Consider the following 16,387-nt stretch of genomic DNA (forward strand, 5'->3'; position numbering starts at 1 on the left):
GCCCGGGCCAGGTGAGCCTCGAGGACGTCGAGGAGGCCGCGCTCACCCTGGCCGGCGTCGCGGTGCGGACCCCGATGGAGGAGTCCCGCTGGCTCTCCGGGCTGGTCGGCGGGCCGGTCAGCCTCAAGTGCGAGAACCTCCAGCGTACCGGCTCGTTCAAGGCCCGCGGCGCCTACGTGCGGATGGCCCGGCTCACCGACGCCGAGCGCGCCCGGGGCGTGGTCGCCGCGTCCGCGGGCAACCACGCCCAGGGGGTGGCCCTCGCCGCCCAGACCCTGGGCATCAGGGCGACCGTCTTCATGCCGGAGGGGGCGCCGATCCCCAAGGAGAACGCGACCCGCGGGTACGGCGCCGAGGTGGTCTTCGCCGGCCAGTACCTCGAGGACGCGCTCGTCGCCGCCGGACGCTTCGCCGAGGAGACCGGGGCGGTGCTCATCCACCCCTTCGACCACGTCGACGTGGTGGCCGGGCAGGGCACGTGCGGGCTCGAGATCATGGAGCAGGCCCCCGAGGCCAGGACGGTGCTGGTGCCGACCGGCGGCGGCGGGCTGCTGGCGGGGATCGCTATCGCCATCAAGGCCAGGCACCCCGATGTCCGGGTGGTCGGCGTGCAGGCCGAGCACGCCGCCGCCTTCCCCGGCTCGCTCGCCGCGGGGCCCCGGTGGCGCTGGGGGAGATGCGGACCATGGCCGACGGCATCGCGGTCGGCCGGCCGGGGGCCATCACCTTCGCCGCGATCCGCGACCTGGTCGACGACGTGGTCACGGTCTCGGAGGAGTCGTTGTCCCGGGCGCTGCTGGCCCTGGTGGAGCGGGCCAAGATGGTGGTCGAGCCCGCCGGTGCCGCGGCGGTCGCGGCGCTCCTGGACGCCCCGGGGGCCTTCGAGACGCCGGTCGTCGCGGTGCTCTCCGGTGGCAACATCGACCCGCTGCTGCTGGGCAAGGTGATCCGCCACGGCCTCGCCGCCGCCGGTCGCTTCCTCTACCTGCGGGTGGTGGTCGCCGACCGCCCCGGCGACCTGGCCCGCCTGCTCGCCGAGGTCAGCGCCGCCGGCGGCAACGTGCTCGAGGTTGCTCACGAACGGACCTCTCCCCGGCTGGCGCTCGACGAGGTCGAGGTGCGGCTCCAGCTCGAGACGCGCGGGGGACCGCACACCGAGCAGCTGCTCGCCCGCCTCCGCGGGCGGGGCTACCGGGTCGAGGAGTGACCCCCGGCGTACGTCGTACGCCGCCGCCGTGACTGCGCACATGCCCGGTGGGGTGGCGCCGGGGCGGCGCCTCCGCCTGAAATGGACGAACGGCGCCGGGATGACCCGGCGCCGTTCGGTGGTGCGAAGAGCAGGACTCAGCCGGTGTAGGGCTTGGCGTCGATGATCTCGACGCTGACGTCCTTGCCGTTGGGCGCCTCGTAGGTGACGGTGTCACCCTTCTTCTTGCCGTTGATGGCGGCGCCGAGGGCCGACTGCGGGGAGTAGACGGTCAGGCCGTCCTCCTCCATCTCGCGGGCGCCGAACAGGAAGGTCTCGTCCTCGCCGAAGTCCACGAACTTCACGGTGACCTTCATGCCCTGCTCGACCACGCCGTCGTCGGCGGGGGTCTCGCCCACCTCGGCGCGGCGGAGCATGTCCTCGAGCTGACGGATCCGGGCCTCCTGCTTGCCCTGCTCGTCCTTGGCGGCGTGATAGCCGCCGTTCTCCTTCAGGTCGCCCTCGTCTCGGGCAGCGCTGATCTTCTCGATGATCTCCTGGCGCTTCGGCCCCTTGAGGTCATCGAGCTCAGTCTGCAGCTTGTCGTAGGCGTCCTGGGTCAACCAGATGGTGGACTGGTCGGTCGACTGGGTCATGGCTCCACTCCTGTTTGGGCAAAAGCAAAACCCGCCGGGCTCGTCGCGCTTGGTTCGCGACCGGTGCCTTTGGAGCCCTGCGGGTGTCAGATTGACTAACGACTGTAGCAACCTTGGCGCAGAAAGGCTCAGCGACGACGAGAAAGGCTCAGCGCCGGCGCGACTGACCCTCGGTACGACAGCCTACGTTCTCCACGCTGGTGGCCCGTCGCTCGGTCCGGACCGTCACCGTCTGGACCCCGTCGACAGGCGCGAACGACAGCTCCCCGACGGTCGCCTTGTCCTCGGACAGTGCGCGGAGCAGGCAGTCGGCCTCCTCGACGTCGTCGAGGTCGACTTCGACGCTGACCTCCATCGTGTGGTCGTCGACCACGTCGAACCCGACGATCCCGGACCGCACCGAGGGGTTGCCGTGGAACAGCGCGGCCCAGGCGAGCCAGACGCCGAACACCACGGCCAGCACCACGGTCGCGATGATGGCCACGAGACGTCGTCGCGGCGACGGGGCGCCGTAGCGCTCTGCGAGCTCTGCCGGTGATGTCACGTCATCAAGCGTGCCACCTAGACTTCCGCCATGCCCGACCACCCCCGCGCCGGCCTCCGCCTGATGCACGTGCACGCCCACCCCGACGACGAGTCGAGCAAGGGCGCCGCCTCCACCGCCAAGTACGTCGCCGAAGGTGTCGACGTCCACGTGGTGACCTGCACCGGCGGTGAGCGCGGCTCCATCCTGAATCCCAAGATGGACCGCCCCGACATCCTCGCCAACATGACCGAGATCCGTCGCCAGGAGATGGAGCGCGCCCGCGACATCCTCGGCGTCCGCCAGGACTGGCTCGGCTTCGTCGACTCCGGCTGGCCCGAGGGCGACCCCAAGCCGCCGCTCCCCGAGGGATGCTTCGGGCTGGTGACCCCGGAGGAGGGCGCGGCGCCCCTGGTGCGGCTGATCCGCCAGTTCCGTCCGCACGTGATGACCACGTACGACGAGAACGGCGGCTACCCGCACCCGGACCACATCAAGTGCCACGAGGTCTCCGTCGAGGCGTTCCACGCCGCGGGGGACCCGGAGCGCTACCCCGAGGCCGGCGAGCCCTGGCAGCCGCTGAAGCTCTACTACCACCACGGGTTCAACCGACCCAAGAGCGTCGCCCTGCACGAGGCGATGCTGGCGCACGGCCTGGAGTCGCCGTACGCCGAGCGGCTGGAGAAGTGGGAGGCGAACCCGGAGTGGGACGAGCGGATCACCACCCGCGTCCCGTGCGCCGACTACTTCGGCGTCCGGGATCAGGCTCTGCTGGCCCACGCCACGCAGATCGACCCCGACGGCGCCTGGTTCGCGGTCCCGCGGAGCATCCAGGAGGAGGTCTGGCCCACCGAGGACTACGAGCTGGTGGTGAGCCACGTCCCCACCCAGCTCCCCGAGGACGACCTCTTCGCCGGCATCTCTGGGTGGGCCTGAGAGACTGACACCATGCTTGACCTCTTCGACCCCGCCCTGGTCTCCCACGTCATCGACGTCGTCCGTCTCATCGACGACCCGATGCCCGAGGACACCGAGGTCAAGGCCGGCTGGACCGCCCTCATCGTGTGGCTGCTGATGGCGGTCGCGGTGGCACTGCTCGCCTGGAGCCTCATCCGCCAGCTGCGCCGGACCAACGCCAACCGGGACGCCGGTGTCTTCGGCGACGAGCCGGTGTCGCGATCGAAGGACGACCAGCAGCGCGAGGACGAGCGGCCCGAGGGTCGCTGACCTGCGAGCTCAGCGCCGGGTGACCCTGAGCAGGGCGTCCCACGCGGTGCGGTCGTGCTGGCCACGGTGCGGCTCGTCGCCCTCGGGAGCGGCGACCCGGCGCGCCACCCGGTCGGCGCGCAGCACCTCGAGGTCGAACCCGTCCAGGTCGGCCAGCAGGTCCTCGGCCGTCATCAGCACCGAGGCGTCCTGCGGCCCGCCCGTGCCCTCGGTGAGGTTGGTGGCGTCGTGGGCGACCGCCAGCAGCGTGCCGCCTGTCACCAGGGACGAGAAGGCGTTGCGGATCGCGGCGCGCCGGGGCTCGGCCGGCAGCTGGAGGTAGGCCAGGACCACCAGGTCCACCGGCACGGACGAGACCCACGTGGTCGCGTCGGCGCAGACCCAGGAGACCGGGAGGTCGCCTGCCAGCTGTCGCCCCTTCTCGAGCCCGACGAGCGAGAAGTCCACCGCGGTCACCCGCCACCCGCGCTCGGCCAGCCACAGCGCATTGCGGCCCTCACCAGCACCCAGGTCGACCGCGCGGCCCGCCTGGAGGTCGCCGAGCTCAGCGGCGACGAACTCGTTGGGTCCGGCACGCCAGACCAGCCCGTGCTCGGCGTACCGCTCGTCCCAGTGGTGACGGTCCATGGGGCCACGCTAGCCGCGACGCGTGCGGGCACGTTTGGTCCAGCACCGCTGCGGGTAAAGGAGGTCCATGATCTTTCAAATTCTTGGTCTTCTCGTGGTCGGTCTCATCATCGGCGCGCTCGCTCGGCTGCTGAAGCCGGGCAAGCAGACCCTCAGCTTGGTCGGCACCATGATCCTCGGTGTGGTCGGCGCCATCATCGGTGGCCTGATCGGCGGCCTCTTCAACGACAGCACCAACCCCTTCGAGCTCAACTTCCTCGGCTTCATCTTCGCCGTGATCGCAGCCGTGCTGCTGGTCGGCGTCGCGGAGGCCGTCCTGGGCAAGAACAAGCACTCCGTCTGAGCCGTTGACTCCGGGTCAACCCCGGGGTCGATCTGACGTCGCTGGCCGCGCAACCCTTCCGGGGTGCGCGGCCATACGGCATTTCGGGGGAGTCGGCCGGGATTCATCGGTCATCCCCGCCGCCCTGGGGCCTCAGCTCTGCCCGGCCGCGAGCTCCTCGCGCAGCCGGGGCTCGGTGCGCAGCTCCGGGTGGATCCCCCGCTTGTCGGAGTAGAACTCCCGGATCCGGTCCATGTCGGCTCGCACGTCGCCGGTCAGGGTGAACGTCGGCCCGAAGCCGACCGTGCGGCTGGGTCCGTCGATGTAGCCCAGTGACACCGGGAGACCGGTGTCCTGGGCCAAGCGGTAGAAGCCGCTCTTCCAGTAGGCGCTGCGCTCCCGGGTGCCCTCGGCGGCGATGGCGATGAGGAAGGACTCGTCCCGGGCCGCGTGGGCGGCGAGGTCGCCCACCACCTGCGAGGCGTTGTCCCGATCCACCGGGATGCCCCCGGTGGCCTTCAGCAGCCACCCCAGGGGGCCCCGGAACAGCTCCCGCTTGATGAGGATCCTGGGCGTCACGTCCTGGGACCAGAGCATCACCAGGGTGGCCACCCAGTCCCAGTTGGAGGTGTGCGGAGCACCGACCATGATCCCGGTGCGCGGGACCTGGCCCACGACGCGCCAGCGGGCGAGGCGCAGCAGGGTGCGGGCCAGGGTTCGGCGGATCATGCGAGGACCTCGTCGGCGGCGTTCAGCATGCGAGAACCCTAGTGCTGCGACCTCCGGCAGGTCGCGCCCTGGTTCAGCCGGCCCCGGGAGCATCGGGGACGTCGAGCTCCACGGTGGTGACCGGGTTCTCGAACTGCCCCACCCGCAGCCCCAGCTGCAGCTCCCAGTCGCCGCCCCGCGGCAGCAGCACCAGCGCCTCCCACTCGCCCGGTCGGCCGCTGCGCAACGGCACGGCGCCGAGGTCGAACTCCGGGGAGCGCAGCTCCACGTCGGGGCGCCCCACCTCGCCCGCCGAGCGGCCCTCCGCGGGGATGGTCGAGACGACCAGCGTGTTGCCGCCCGAGGTGCCGGGGGTGAGCAGCACCTCCACCTGCACGCCGCCGAGCTGGAGCGTGCGGGAGATCGGCACCGGAGCGGCCGGGGCTCCCGGGGGCTCGGACGGCGCCCGACCTACCAGGAACCCCGTGACCACGAGGAGCGCGACCAGGAGGCCCAGCTCCGCGAGCACGGTACGTCGTACCAGGACCCCCGCGCTCGGATCCCGAAGGGGGAGCGACGCACCCGGGGCAGCAGCCGGAACCGGTTGAAGGCGGCCACCGCGACCACCGCGAGCCCCAGGACCACCTTGACCAGCAGCAGGGTGCCGTAGGTGGTCTCCACCAGCGCCGACCACGACCCGAGGATGCGCCAGCCCAGCAGCACACCCGCCACGGCCACGGCCAGCACCAGGGGGCCGGCGACCGCGGAGAACCGGGCGAGCACCTCCGCGTCGCGCCGCGACGAGACGTCCGAGGTGCCCGAGCGGAGCGTCAGCGTGAGCCCGGCGAGGCCGCCCAGCCAGACTGCGCCGGCGGCCAGGTGCAGCACGTCGGCGCCCAGCACCAGCGGGGCCGGGCCGTAGGACTGGGTGTGCCCGACCAGGGCCGGGGCGCACACCGCGAGCGCCGCGCAGGTCAGCAGCAGGGCCGAGCGGCGCGGGCCGGGCGGGGTCGGGCCGAACACCGCCGCCGTCGTGACCAGGGCGGCAGTCAGCACGAAGGCCGAGCCGAGCTCCTTGCGCACCAGCGAGGCGTCGAACGAGGTCAGGACGGCGCCCAGCTCCAGTCCCTGGGCGTACAGGCCCGCGACCGCCACGCCCACCGCGGCGCCGACCAGCGCCAGTGCCACGGCCAGCCGGAGCAACCGGCGGACGCGCGCCACCAGCAGCCGGCCGGCGTACCGACGGGGGAGCACGAGGACCACGAAGACGACCAGTCCCGCGCTGCTCAGCAGGCCCAGGTACGTGGCCCAGGAGGCGACCGCCTGGGTGCTGGTGACGGCCACCGAGGACTCCGCCGGCGGGGGTGGAGGACTCACCGTGGCGCTGCGCGCGCCCACGGAGAAGGTCAGGGAGCCCGAGATCGGGTGGCCGTCGGAGGAGACCACGAACCAGGCCACCACGTAGGTGCCACGCGCCAACCGGTCGTCGAAGACCACCCTCACCTGCCCGTCGGCGGTGGAGGCGGACGAGGCGACGACGCTGCCCTGGGCGTCGTACGTCGTGACGAGCCTGCTGGTGAGCAGCACGGGTTCGCTGAACGAGAGGGTCACCTGCTCGGGGCCTCGGGCAGCACCGTGCCGGAGACCGGGTCGGTGCCGACCAGCTGGGCGTGCGCCCAGGCCGGCGCGGCGCCCAGCAGACAGAGGAGCAGCGCGGCCGCGGCGGTCAGCAGGGCCGGCCGCCGGCGTGGCGTGAGGCCGTGGGTGCTCACTCGGGGACGGCGCCCGGCTGCCTGCGGGCCTGGGCGAAGGCGAGTCCCCCCAGGAGCAGCCCGAGCATGCCGGCGGCGAAGCCGATCCAGGCGACGACCTCGGAGGGGGCCGAGGTCGAGGCGGTGGCCGACCCGGTGGCCGACCCGGTGGCAGCGGCGTCCGGTGCGAGGACCTGCACCACCGGTGCCGGGCTCTCCAGCTCCTCGGGGTCCTGCCCGTCCTGGGCCACCTGGATCCAGGCGTTCTCTCCCTGCTCGCAGGTCTGCACGGTCGGGAAGGCCAGTGCCTCACCGACCTGGTCCGGCACCTGGAACGTGAGCTCGACCGTGTCGCGCAGGTCCGAGGCCAGCGGCTCGGTGGCGGTGAACAGCACGGTGTCCACGCGCTCGGTCAGCTCGTTGCCGTGCGCGTCGGTGACCGGCTCGTCCAGCCGGACCACCGTGCGCGAGACGTCCCAGAACGGCGTGCGGGTCGCGGTGACGGAGTTGACCCCCTCGGGCACCTTGACCTCCAGCGCGGTGGTCGCGGAGTCGCCGCAGCCGTGGTTCACCCCGAGCTGGAGCAGCAGCGTCGTACCGGCCTGGGCGGTCGAAGGGGTGACGCTGACGTGGGCCGCGGCGGGAGGGGCCACCAGCAGGACCGCCGCCACGCTCAGACCGAGACCAAGACCGGCGCGGACGGGGGGCGACATGCCCGCGATGATGACAGGTCGGGCGCCTCAGGTGCCACAGAAGGTGACGTAGGGGCCGAACTGGTCCGGTGCCGGCTCGGCGTACCGCTCGAGGCCGGCACGTTCGTCATAGGGCGAGGTGACCGCCTCCAGCAGCCGCTCGACCGGCGCCAGGTCGCCCGCAGTGGCCGCGTCGAGGGCCTCCTCCACGAGGTGGTTGCGCGGGATGCGCACCGGGTTCACCCGGTCCATCGCTGCCGCGTCCGGACCCAGGGCCCGCCACCGTGCCAGCCACGCGTCCACCCGGGCCAGGTCGACGACCAGGCTCCGGGCGGCCTCCACCTCGCCGCGGGCGGCCTGCCCCAGGGCGCGGAAGAACGAGGTGTGGTCGACGTGGTCGGCCTCCATCAGCCCCAGCAGCTCCTCGACCAGCGCAGTGCTCTCGGCGCCGTCGGCGCTCGGGGGAGCCCGATCTTGCGCCGCATGCCGGACAGCAGGGCCTCCACGTACAGCGGCCGGAAGGTGCCCAGGGACTCCACCGCCATGGAGATCGCGATCTCCTGGTCCTCGTGCAGCAGCGGCAGCATGGCCTCGGCGAGACGTGCCAGGTTCCACTCCGCGGCCGCCGGCTGGTTGCCGTAGGCGTAGCGGCCACCTTCGTCGATCGAGCTGTGCACGCAGGCCGGGTCGTAGGCCTCCATGAAGGCGCACGGACCGTAGTCGATGGTCTCGCCGGAGATCGTCATGTTGTCGGTGTTCATCACCCCGTGCACGAACCCCACGAGCATCCACTTCGCCACCAGCTGCGCCTGGGCGGCCACCACCGCCTCGTAGAGCGCCCGGGGCGGGTGCTCGGCGTCGCGGGCGGAGGGGTGGTGGCGCTGGATCGCGGCGTCGCTGAGACGGCGCAGCAGGTCGAGGTCGTCAAGGCCCCGGGCGTACTGGAAGGTGCCGACCCGCAGGTGGCTGGCCGCGACCCGGGTCAGCACAGCACCGGGTAGCAGCGTCTCGCGTCGTACGTCCCTGCCGGTGGCGACCACCGCCAGGGAGCGGGTGGTCGGGATGCCGAGCGCGTGCATCGCCTCGCTCACCACGTACTCGCGCAGCATCGGACCGACGGCGGCGAGCCCGTCACCGCCGCGGGCGAACGGCGTGCGTCCGGAGCCCTTGAGGTGGAGGTCGCGCAGCCTGCCCTCGGTGTCGGTGAGCTCGCCCAGCAGCAGGGCCCGGCCGTCCCCCAGACGGGGGGAGTAGCCGCCGAACTGATGGCCCGCGTACGCCTGGGCCACGGGACGGGCACCCGACGGCACCGAGCGGCCCAGGAGGAAGGCCACCCCCTCGGGAGTGCGGAGCTGATCGGGGTCCAGGCCCAGCTCGGCGGCGAGCGGCTCGTTCAGCGTCAGGAGGGTCGGGTCGGGGGCCTCCTCGGCCTGCCAGGCCAGGGCCAGCTCGGGCAGCGTGTCGGCGAACGAGGTGGTGAGTGCGACGGAGACTGGAGAGGTGGTCACAACGTCCACGGTACGACCCCCACCGCAGCCCGGTGCGGAGACGGGAGCCATCGGCAGGGGAGCTACAGCGGGCGGTCGTCGGTGGCCGCGCCGTCGCGAGGGTCGCTCTCCTCGGCGGGCCGGGTGAAGAACGAGAAGACCCCGTCGGTCTCCAGCACCGCCAGCTCGACGTCGCTGAACCGGCGGATGCCGTTCTGCCGGGCTCCCTCGGCGAGGTCGTCGAACGTGAGCTGCTCGCTGGCGAGCACGTTGAGCAGGGGCTCGCCGTCGCGGATCACGATCCGGGGCAGCCCTTCCAGAACCGGCCTCGCCCTGGGGAAGCGGCGGGTGAGGAAGGCCAGGGCCATCGCCGCCAGGGCGAACGTGGACACGGCAAGCATCGCGGCGGTGAGCGAGTAGTCCTCCTGCAGGATGCCCTGGCTGATCAGGTCGCCCACGGTGACCAGCAGGATCATGTCGAAGGCCGAGAGCTGGGCGACCTCCCGCTTGCCACTGATCCGGATCGCCACCCAGAGGAAGGCGAAGACGACGACGGCGCGGATCACGATGTCCATCAGGGCATCCTCCAGCTGGTGAACGAGACGGCGGCCACGGGCTCGTCGTCCTCGAGCACCTCGACCGAGCACTTCTCGGCCCCGGCGAACTGTCCCGGGGCGCTGCGCGCGTCCAGGCTGATCTCCAGCTCCTCGGCGCGCGGAGGGTCGAACTCGTAGACGACCGCGTCGGGGTCGCCCGCCTCCGCGGCCGGTGCGGGGAACCAGCCCTGGAAGTCGAGGTTGTCGAAGAAGTCGTCGCACAGCGCCACCTGCACCGGCTTCTCGAACCCGCCCTCACGGGTGATGACCAGGTGCAGCGGTGCCGGCTGGCCGGCCCGGGTGATCTCGGGGTAGGTGACCCGCAGGTGGTACCCGCCGCCCGTGGCCGCGGTGTGACCCGCGCGCGGACCCAGGGCGCCCGATGCTCCCGCCGCCACCAGTACGACGAGCAGGGCTACGCCGCCGCGGTGGGCCCACCGTCCCGCCCTGCCACGAGGCCGGTCGGGGAGGTCGGCGGTGGTGGAGTCGGAGCCGGTCACGCGGGCACCCTAGTGCGCGCGTCGGCGCGGTCGTCAGCGCAGGGAGTAGGTCGCCAGCGAGACGCCGACGTAGTGCACCATGAACGCCAGGATCGTGAACGTGTGGAAGACCTCGTGGAACCCGAACCACTTCGGCCACGGGTTGGGTCGCTTGGTGCCGTAGACGATGCCGCCCAAGGTGTAGAACGCCCCGCCGAGCAGCACCATCACCAGCACGGCGCGTCCCACCGTCTCGCCGTAGACCTGCGCGCCCTCGATGAAGGACCCGAAGAAGAATACCGGCGCCCAGCCGAGGGCGATGTAGATCGGCGCCGAGAGCCACCGGGGGTGGTCGAGCCACCAGACCTTCATGACCACTCCCGCCAGCGCGCCGCCCCACATGATGGAGAGCATCAGCCAGCGTTCGGTGCCGTCGAGCAGCAGCACTGCGAAGGGGGTGCAGGAGCCGGCGATGAGCAGGAAGATGTTGGAGTGGTCGAAGCGGCGCAGGTGCGCGTGCACCCCCGGTGACCAGTGGCCCCGGTGGTACAGCGCGGAGACGGTGAAGAGCAGCAGCGCCGAGGCCGCGAAGACCGCGGACCCGACCCTGGTGGGGGTGTCGGGGGAGAGGGCGACGAGCACGACGCCGGCAGCCAGGGTGAGGGGAGCGCTGGCCGCGTGCAGCCAGCCCCTCAGCTTGGGCTTGACCTCGTCGATCGCGCCTTCCACCCGGTCGTGCAGATGGTCCATGCGGGTGCGCACCGAATCGGTCATGTCGTCAAAATTACCGGTACGTAGGGTCGGGAGACGAGTCTGTCCGGGGAGATGATCCTCACCTCCTTGCGCAGGTCTCGAACCGGCGCTGCTGACCTGTGCCGGGGTCGGCCCGTCAGGTGCTTGCGCGGACCCGGGCCGCCGCGTCCGCGAAGGTCGGTAGCATCGGGGCCGTGGGAAAGTGGAAGGACGCCGTGCGCCGGGTGCTGTACCCGGCGTACGAGTCGCGGGTCGCGAAGTTCCTCCCGCCGGACCGGGTCCCCAAGCACGTGGGGGTGCTCCTCGACGGCAACCGGCGCTGGGCGCGCGCCGTGGGGGCCGAGATCGCCCAGGGGCACCAGGCGGGCGCCGACAACATCGACCCCTTCCTCGGGTGGTGCGAGGAGCTCGGCGTCGAGGTCGTCACCCTCTGGCTGCTCTCCACCGACAACCTCAACCGTCCCACCGACCAGCTCGAGGAGCTGCTTACGGTGATCGAGGGTGCGGTGGAGTCCCTGGCCGCCACCGGTCGCTGGCGGATCCATCCGGTCGGCGCCCTGGACCTGCTGCCGGCCACCACCGCGGCCAAGCTGAAGGCCGCCGAGGACGCCACCCGGGAGGTCAAGGGCCTGCTGGTCAACGTCGCCGTCGGGTACGGCGGCCGCCGGGAGATCGCGGACGCCGTGCGCTCCCTGCTCCAGGAGCAGGCCGCCGCCGGGGTCACCCTGGAGGAGCTGGCCGAGACCATCGACGTGGAGCACATCGCCGAGCACCTCTACACCAAGGGGCAGCCGGACCCCGACCTGGTGATCCGCACGTCGGGGGAGCAGCGGCTCAGCGGGTTCCTGCTGTGGCAGAGCGCGAACAGCGAGTTCTACTTCTGCGAGGCCCTGTGGCCCGACTTCCGCCGCGTCGACTTCCTCCGCGCCCTGCGGGCCTACGCCGAGCGGGAGCGACGCTTCGGCTCCTGAGACATTTGGGTTCCCGACACAGTGTCGGTAAAGTTGACGGCATGTCAATGTCAACTCTCCAGGTCAGGTGAGGTCGCATGTTCCTCGCTATCCGCGAACTCGTGTTCGCCAAGGGCCGCTTCGTGCTCATGGGCTCCGTGGTGTCCTTGATCGCCTTGCTCATGGTCCTGCTCTCCGGCTTGTCCGTGGGGCTGGTCAATGACGGGGTCTCGGGCCTGCAGCGCATGCCCGTGACGTCCTTCGCCTTCCAGGACGACGTCTCCAAGGACTCCGCGTTCTCCCGCAGCGTGGTGGACACCACCGCGGTCGAGGACTGGAAGGACCAGCCCGGCGTGCAGGAGGCGGCTCCCTTCGGCAACACCCTGGTCAACGCCGAGTCCACCAACGGGGCCGAGATCGACCTGGCCCTCTTCGGCATCGAGGTCGACTCGTTCCTGGCTCCCGAGGTCGCGGAGGGTCACGGGCTGACCGGGGAGCCCGACGAGGTCGTGCTCAGCTCCACCGCCGCCGACGAAGGCGTCTCGGTGGGCGACGTGCTGGTGATCGAGCCGATGGGCGCCGAGCTCACCGTGGTCGGGATCATGGAGGAGCAGAACACCTTCGGCCACGTCGACGTGGGTTACCTACCCCTGGCCAGCTGGCAGGAGATCAGCAGCGGCGCGGGCATCGGCGAAGAGGTGCCCGAGCGGGTCTACGACGAGATCACCGCGGTCGCCGTCAAGGGAGGCGACGACCTCGACCTGACGGCCGGCGACAAGGCGGCCGGAACCACGTCGATGACGCTGGAGGAGTCCTTCGGCGCCTCGCCGGGCTACTCCGCGGAGACCTCGACCCTGAGCCTGATCCAGGGCTTCCTCTACGCCATCTCCGCCTTGGTCGTCGGCGCCTTCTTCACGGTGCTGACCATCCAGCGCAAGCAGGAGATCGCGGTGATGCGAGCCATGGGTGCCGGTACGGGCTACCTGCTGCGCGACAGCCTGTTCCAGTCGATGCTCCTGCTGGTGGTCTCCGTCGCAGTCGGCGTCGGGCTCGGTCTGGCTGCCGGCGCCGGACTCTCGGGCACGGCCATGCCATTCGCCCTCGAAGCCGCACCGATCGCGCTGGCCAGCGTGCTGCTGGTGCTCCTGGGAATGCTGGGCGCGGGAATCGCCGTGCTGCGCATCACCAAGGTCGACCCCCTCACTGCACTCGGAGGCAACCGATGACCGCCGTACCGTCCACCTCAGCCGCAACCCCCGCCCTGGAGCTGCGCGACGTCTCCCTGCTCCTCGGTGACGGGGACGAGACGGTGACCGCCCTCGACTCGGTGAACCTGCGGGTGGAGCCGGGCAAGCTCGTCGCCATCGTCGGCCCTTCGGGGTCCGGCAAGTCCAGCCTGCTGGCGGTGGCCGGCGGGCTGGCCAAGCCCACCTCGGGAACCGCCCTCGTCGGCGGCACCGACCTGGGGACCGCGAGCAAGCGGGAGGTCGCCGAGGTGCGCCGGACCCGGATCGGCTACGTCTTCCAGAGCGGCAACCTGGTGCCGGCGCTGACCGCACGGGACCAGCTGCGACTGCCGCTGACCTTCGGTCGGGTGGCGGACCCGCGCGACCCGGCCGAGCTGCTGGCGGAGGTCGGGATGTCGCACAAGGTGGACCGGCGTCCGCACCAGCTCTCCGGTGGCGAGCGCCAGCGAGTCGGCATCGCCCGGGCACTGATGACCCGGCCGGCCCTGCTGCTGGTCGACGAGCCCACCGCGGCCCTGGACCGTCAGCGCAGCCAGGAGGTCGTCGCCCTGCTCGCCGACGAGAGCCACCGGCACGGTGTCGCCACGGTCATGGTGACCCACGACCACGAGGTGCTGCACCACTGCGACGAGGTCTACGAGATGATCGACGGGCGGCTGGCGCCGGTGAGCCCCTCACCGGTGTGAGGCCGTGCGGCCCCCCGGGCCGCCGGGAGTGTCCAGTCAGGCAGGAGGTGCGGCGGTGCCGAAGATCCAGGCAGCCACGGTGGCGGAGCACCGAGGGCGCCAGGTGCGTGCCCTGCTGGACGCCGCCCGTGCTCTGCTGGCCGAGACCGGACAGGCTCCGGCACTCGGTGCGGTGGGCGCGAGGGCCGGGCTGGCCCGGTCCAGCGTCTACCAGTACTTCGACTCGCGGGAGGACCTGTTGGCGGCCGTGGTCGCCGACGTCTTTCCCGACTGGGCGCGCCAGGTCCGGGAGCAGGTGGACGCTGCTGAGACGCCCGGCGCCCGGGTCTGGGCCTACGTCCAGGCCAATGTCCACCTCTTCGCCAGCTCCGAGCAGGCCGTGGCGCGGGCGTTGGCCGCCGTGGTCGAGCCTCGGCTGCTCAAGGCGCCCATGGAGGCCTTCCACCGCCAGCTCCAGGAGCCGCTCCTCGCGGCGCTCACCGAGCTGGGCGAGGCGCGACCGCAGCAGGTCGCCGAGCTCATCGACTCGATGGTGATGCAGGTGTCGCGGTCCCTGGCGGCCAGCACCGCCGAGGCCGCCGCCACCGTCCGCGCCGACGCCCTGAACCTGCTGGGTCGACTCCTGCACGGCTACCTGGGACTGGAGCCGCCTGACTCCGGGCCTGACTCCGGGCCTGACTCCGGGCCTGACTCCGGGCCTGACTCCGGGCCTGACTCCGAGCCTGACTCCGGGGCCTGACCCCGACCAGGCACCCGGTCGGTCACCTGGAGTTCACGCAGGAGTTGCCGCGTGTCGTTGACGGCGGGGGGTCCCCGGGGCGTAATTTCCTGATGCATCGGCGAGTGGGGAAGCTCGCTGAACCGGGAGGCCGTTCGTGGACAGTCACGACTTCACAGCACACCGCGCGGGCCAGCCCGCGCCGGGTGGCTGCGAGGGGGGCCGGCACTCCGGTCCTCGGGTCCCTTCCCGGTCCGTCAGCACGAACTAGGGCCGGGCGAGGAGTGCGCGCACCGGCTCGCGAGGGTGAGATCGAAGTGGCCGCCATCAAGCAGTCCCGCACCACCTCAGCGCCGCGCACCGAGGGGCCACCAGCTCCGCAGGGCCGTCGTACGTTCGTCATCGACACCAGCGTGCTGCTGGCCGACCCAGGGGCGGCGCGACGCTTCGCCGAGCACGAGGTCGTGCTCCCGGTGGTGGTGATCACCGAGCTCGAGGGCAAACGGCACCATCCTGAGCTGGGCTACTTCGCACGCACCGCGCTGCGGATGCTCGACGAGCTCCGGGTGGTGCACGGCCGTCTCGACGAGCCGGTGCCGGTGGGGGAGCAGGGCGGGACGATCCGCGTCGAGCTCAACCACACCGATCCCCAGCTGCTGCCCTCGGGGTTCCGGCTCGGCGACAACGACACCCGGATCCTCGCGGTGGCACGCAACCTGGCCGACGAGGGGTACGCCGTCACGCTGGTCTCCAAGGACCTGCCGCTGCGGATCAAGGCGTCCGCGGTCGGGCTCGACGCCGAGGAGTACCGGGCTGAGGGGATCAGCGACTCCGCGACCGGCTACACCGGGATGTCGGAGGTCGACGTCGCGGCCGCCGACCTGGACACGCTGTACGACGAGGGCGTGCTGGACCACGACGTGGCCCGGGACCTGCCCTGCCACACCGGCCTGGTGCTGCTCTCGGACCGCGGCACGGCGCTGGGGCGGGTCGGCGCGGACAAGCGGGTGCACCTGGTGCGCGGGGACCGGGAGGTGTTCGGCGTGCACGGACGCTCGGCCGAGCAGCGAATCGCGCTGGAGATGCTGCTGGACCCGAACGTGGGGATCGTCTCGCTCGGGGGGCGGGCCGGGACCGGCAAGTCGGCCATGGCGCTGTGCGCCGGCATGGAGGCGGTCCTGGAGCGTCAGCAGCACAAGAAGATCGTGGTGTTCCGGCCGCTGTTCGCCGTGGGCGGACAGGAGCTCGGCTACCTGCCCGGCTCGGAGAGCGAGAAGATGTCGCCCTGGGGCCAGGCGGTCTTCGACACCCTGGGTGCGCTGGTCTCCCCGGACGTGGTGGACGAGGTCCTGCACCGGGGCATGCTCGAGGTGCTGCCCCTGACCCACATCCGGGGCCGCTCGCTGCACGACGCGTTCGTCATCGTGGACGAGGCGCAGTCCCTGGAGCGCAACGTGCTGCTGACCGTGCTGTCGCGGATCGGGGCCAACTCCAAGGTGGTGCTGACCCACGACGTGGCCCAGCGCGACAACCTGCGGGTCGGTCGGCACGACGGGGTGGTCGCGGTGGTGGAGAAGCTCAAGGGGCACCCGCTCTTCGCCCACGTCACCCTGACCCGCTCCGAGCGCTCCCCGATCGCGGCCCTGGTCACCGAGATGCTGGAGAACGTCACCGAGTAGTCGGGACCTTCGTCCCTGGTACGTCGGCCCGTGCGTCCTGCGTGGACGTACGGGCCGATGTGACTCCTGAGCCTGGTGGGGCTGTAGTCGCTCTTGTGAC

21 protein-coding genes and 1 pseudogene are annotated in these 16,387 nt (G+C 71.7%); 9 read left to right on the top strand and 13 right to left on the bottom strand.

What is annotated here, in order from left to right; genetic code table 11:
* Positions 1–74 precede the first annotated feature (74 nt).
* Positions 75–1,207 (top strand): annotated as a pseudogene (gene ilvA / locus C0R66_RS04525) (threonine ammonia-lyase).
* Between the two features lie 137 nt (positions 1,208–1,344).
* Here the strand turns inward: ilvA and greA are convergent.
* A complete protein-coding gene (greA, locus tag C0R66_RS04530) occupies positions 1,345–1,842 on the bottom strand; it encodes a transcription elongation factor GreA (protein WP_101523702.1) in 498 nt (165 codons plus the stop codon).
* A 148-nt stretch (positions 1,843–1,990) separates the two neighbouring features.
* A complete protein-coding gene (locus C0R66_RS04535) occupies positions 1,991–2,386 on the bottom strand; it encodes a DUF4307 domain-containing protein (RefSeq protein WP_158647894.1) in 396 nt (131 codons plus the stop codon).
* Between the two features lie 30 nt (positions 2,387–2,416).
* On the opposite strand from C0R66_RS04535, the gene mca reads away from it, so the two are divergent.
* Positions 2,417–3,301, top strand: coding sequence for a mycothiol conjugate amidase Mca (gene mca / locus C0R66_RS04540; protein ID WP_101523704.1), 885 nt, complete (start codon positions 2,417–2,419; stop codon positions 3,299–3,301).
* A gap of 12 nt (positions 3,302–3,313) precedes the next feature.
* Positions 3,314–3,592: a hypothetical protein gene (locus C0R66_RS04545; RefSeq protein WP_101523705.1), complete on the top strand. Its 279-nt coding sequence runs from the start codon at positions 3,314–3,316 to the stop codon at positions 3,590–3,592.
* A gap of 9 nt (positions 3,593–3,601) precedes the next feature.
* On the opposite strand, the gene C0R66_RS04550 is transcribed toward C0R66_RS04545, so the two are convergent.
* Positions 3,602–4,219 carry a class I SAM-dependent methyltransferase gene (locus tag C0R66_RS04550; protein WP_101523706.1) on the bottom strand — a complete coding sequence of 206 codons (618 nt, stop codon included), beginning with the start codon at positions 4,217–4,219 and terminating at the stop codon, positions 3,602–3,604.
* Between the two features lie 67 nt (positions 4,220–4,286).
* Here C0R66_RS04550 and C0R66_RS04555 point away from each other — a divergent pair, with 67 nt between their 5' ends.
* The gene (locus C0R66_RS04555; protein ID WP_240311802.1) at positions 4,287–4,562 is read left to right on the top strand and encodes a GlsB/YeaQ/YmgE family stress response membrane protein; all 276 of its coding nucleotides are present in this window, start codon (positions 4,287–4,289) and stop codon (positions 4,560–4,562) included.
* Between the two features lie 132 nt (positions 4,563–4,694).
* Here the strand turns inward: C0R66_RS04555 and C0R66_RS04560 are convergent, their stop codons facing one another.
* The 10 genes from C0R66_RS04560 to trhA form a co-directional block, all read right to left on the bottom strand.
* On the bottom strand, positions 4,695–5,270 hold the full coding sequence (locus C0R66_RS04560; protein ID WP_101523707.1) for a 1-acyl-sn-glycerol-3-phosphate acyltransferase: 576 nt from the start codon (positions 5,268–5,270) through the stop codon (positions 4,695–4,697).
* A gap of 73 nt (positions 5,271–5,343) precedes the next feature.
* The gene (locus C0R66_RS04565) at positions 5,344–5,778 is read right to left on the bottom strand and encodes a hypothetical protein (RefSeq protein ID WP_101523708.1); all 435 of its coding nucleotides are present in this window, start codon (positions 5,776–5,778) and stop codon (positions 5,344–5,346) included.
* Entirely contained in the window at positions 5,721–6,860 is a 1,140-nt protein-coding gene (locus tag C0R66_RS04570; RefSeq protein ID WP_158647895.1) for a copper resistance CopC/CopD family protein, read from the bottom strand. Before C0R66_RS04570 ends, C0R66_RS04565 begins: the two co-directional genes overlap by 58 nt.
* On the bottom strand, positions 6,857–7,021 hold the full coding sequence (locus tag C0R66_RS18580; protein ID WP_158647896.1) for a hypothetical protein: 165 nt from the start codon (positions 7,019–7,021) through the stop codon (positions 6,857–6,859). Before C0R66_RS18580 ends, C0R66_RS04570 begins: the two co-directional genes overlap by 4 nt.
* Positions 7,018–7,713 (bottom strand): YcnI family copper-binding membrane protein, encoded by a 696-nt coding sequence (locus tag C0R66_RS04575; RefSeq protein WP_101523710.1) that lies wholly within the window; start codon positions 7,711–7,713, stop codon positions 7,018–7,020. The genes C0R66_RS18580 and C0R66_RS04575 overlap by 4 nt, the downstream gene beginning before the upstream one ends.
* A 27-nt stretch (positions 7,714–7,740) precedes the next feature.
* Positions 7,741–8,100 carry a YdiU family protein gene (locus C0R66_RS18940; protein WP_199286817.1) on the bottom strand — a complete coding sequence of 120 codons (360 nt, stop codon included), beginning with the start codon at positions 8,098–8,100 and terminating at the stop codon, positions 7,741–7,743.
* Positions 8,100–9,200: a protein adenylyltransferase SelO gene (locus tag C0R66_RS04580; RefSeq protein WP_199286818.1), complete on the bottom strand. Its 1,101-nt coding sequence runs from the start codon at positions 9,198–9,200 to the stop codon at positions 8,100–8,102. The genes C0R66_RS18940 and C0R66_RS04580 overlap by 1 nt, the downstream gene beginning before the upstream one ends.
* Positions 9,201–9,262: 62 nt before the next feature.
* On the bottom strand, positions 9,263–9,754 hold the full coding sequence (locus tag C0R66_RS04585) for a DUF421 domain-containing protein (protein WP_101523711.1): 492 nt from the start codon (positions 9,752–9,754) through the stop codon (positions 9,263–9,265).
* Entirely contained in the window at positions 9,754–10,275 is a 522-nt protein-coding gene (locus C0R66_RS04590) for a hypothetical protein (RefSeq protein WP_101523712.1), read from the bottom strand. The genes C0R66_RS04585 and C0R66_RS04590 overlap by 1 nt, the downstream gene beginning before the upstream one ends.
* A gap of 33 nt (positions 10,276–10,308) precedes the next feature.
* Complete coding sequence (gene trhA, locus C0R66_RS04595) at positions 10,309–11,028, bottom strand: PAQR family membrane homeostasis protein TrhA (protein WP_101523713.1); 720 nt, start codon at positions 11,026–11,028, stop codon at positions 10,309–10,311.
* A 173-nt stretch (positions 11,029–11,201) separates the two neighbouring features.
* On the opposite strand from trhA, the gene C0R66_RS04600 reads away from it, so the two are divergent.
* The 5 genes from C0R66_RS04600 (at position 11,202) to C0R66_RS04620 (ending at position 16,287) form a co-directional block, all read left to right on the top strand.
* Entirely contained in the window at positions 11,202–11,978 is a 777-nt protein-coding gene (locus C0R66_RS04600; RefSeq protein WP_199286819.1) for an isoprenyl transferase, read from the top strand.
* A 77-nt stretch (positions 11,979–12,055) separates the two neighbouring features.
* Positions 12,056–13,183 carry an ABC transporter permease gene (locus tag C0R66_RS04605; RefSeq protein WP_101523714.1) on the top strand — a complete coding sequence of 376 codons (1,128 nt, stop codon included), beginning with the start codon at positions 12,056–12,058 and terminating at the stop codon, positions 13,181–13,183.
* Complete coding sequence (locus tag C0R66_RS04610; protein ID WP_101523715.1) at positions 13,180–13,890, top strand: ABC transporter ATP-binding protein; 711 nt, start codon at positions 13,180–13,182, stop codon at positions 13,888–13,890. The genes C0R66_RS04605 and C0R66_RS04610 overlap by 4 nt, the downstream gene beginning before the upstream one ends.
* 55 nt (positions 13,891–13,945) lie before the next feature.
* A complete protein-coding gene (locus C0R66_RS04615; RefSeq protein ID WP_101523716.1) occupies positions 13,946–14,629 on the top strand; it encodes a TetR/AcrR family transcriptional regulator in 684 nt (227 codons plus the stop codon).
* Between the two features lie 305 nt (positions 14,630–14,934).
* Positions 14,935–16,287, top strand: coding sequence for a PhoH family protein (locus C0R66_RS04620; RefSeq protein ID WP_101526037.1), 1,353 nt, complete (start codon positions 14,935–14,937; stop codon positions 16,285–16,287).
* Positions 16,288–16,387: the final 100 nt, after the last annotated feature.

Origin of the sequence: Nocardioides houyundeii (genome assembly GCF_002865585.1) — a bacterium.
Classification (GTDB): Bacteria; Actinomycetota; Actinomycetes; order Propionibacteriales; family Nocardioidaceae; genus Nocardioides; species Nocardioides houyundeii.

Bases quoted from the DNA above. Each gene is read 5' to 3' on its own strand.
- greA (WP_101523702.1), bottom strand. From the start codon at position 1,842: ATGACCCAGTCGACCGACCAGTCCACCATCTGGTTGACCCAGGACGCC.
- mca (WP_101523704.1), top strand. From the start codon at position 2,417: ATGCCCGACCACCCCCGCGCCGGCCTCCGCCTGATGCACGTGCACGCC.
- C0R66_RS04545 (WP_101523705.1), top strand. From the start codon at position 3,314: ATGCTTGACCTCTTCGACCCCGCCCTGGTCTCCCACGTCATCGACGTC.
- C0R66_RS04550 (WP_101523706.1), bottom strand. From the start codon at position 4,219: ATGGACCGTCACCACTGGGACGAGCGGTACGCCGAGCACGGGCTGGTC.
- C0R66_RS04555 (WP_240311802.1), top strand. From the start codon at position 4,287: ATGATCTTTCAAATTCTTGGTCTTCTCGTGGTCGGTCTCATCATCGGC.
- C0R66_RS04560 (WP_101523707.1), bottom strand. From the start codon at position 5,270: ATGATCCGCCGAACCCTGGCCCGCACCCTGCTGCGCCTCGCCCGCTGG.
- C0R66_RS04575 (WP_101523710.1), bottom strand. From the start codon at position 7,713: ATGTCGCCCCCCGTCCGCGCCGGTCTTGGTCTCGGTCTGAGCGTGGCG.
- C0R66_RS18940 (WP_199286817.1), bottom strand. From the start codon at position 8,100: ATGGAGGCCGACCACGTCGACCACACCTCGTTCTTCCGCGCCCTGGGG.
- C0R66_RS04585 (WP_101523711.1), bottom strand. From the start codon at position 9,754: ATGGACATCGTGATCCGCGCCGTCGTCGTCTTCGCCTTCCTCTGGGTG.
- trhA (WP_101523713.1), bottom strand. From the start codon at position 11,028: ATGACCGATTCGGTGCGCACCCGCATGGACCATCTGCACGACCGGGTG.
- C0R66_RS04605 (WP_101523714.1), top strand. From the start codon at position 12,056: ATGTTCCTCGCTATCCGCGAACTCGTGTTCGCCAAGGGCCGCTTCGTG.
- C0R66_RS04610 (WP_101523715.1), top strand. From the start codon at position 13,180: ATGACCGCCGTACCGTCCACCTCAGCCGCAACCCCCGCCCTGGAGCTG.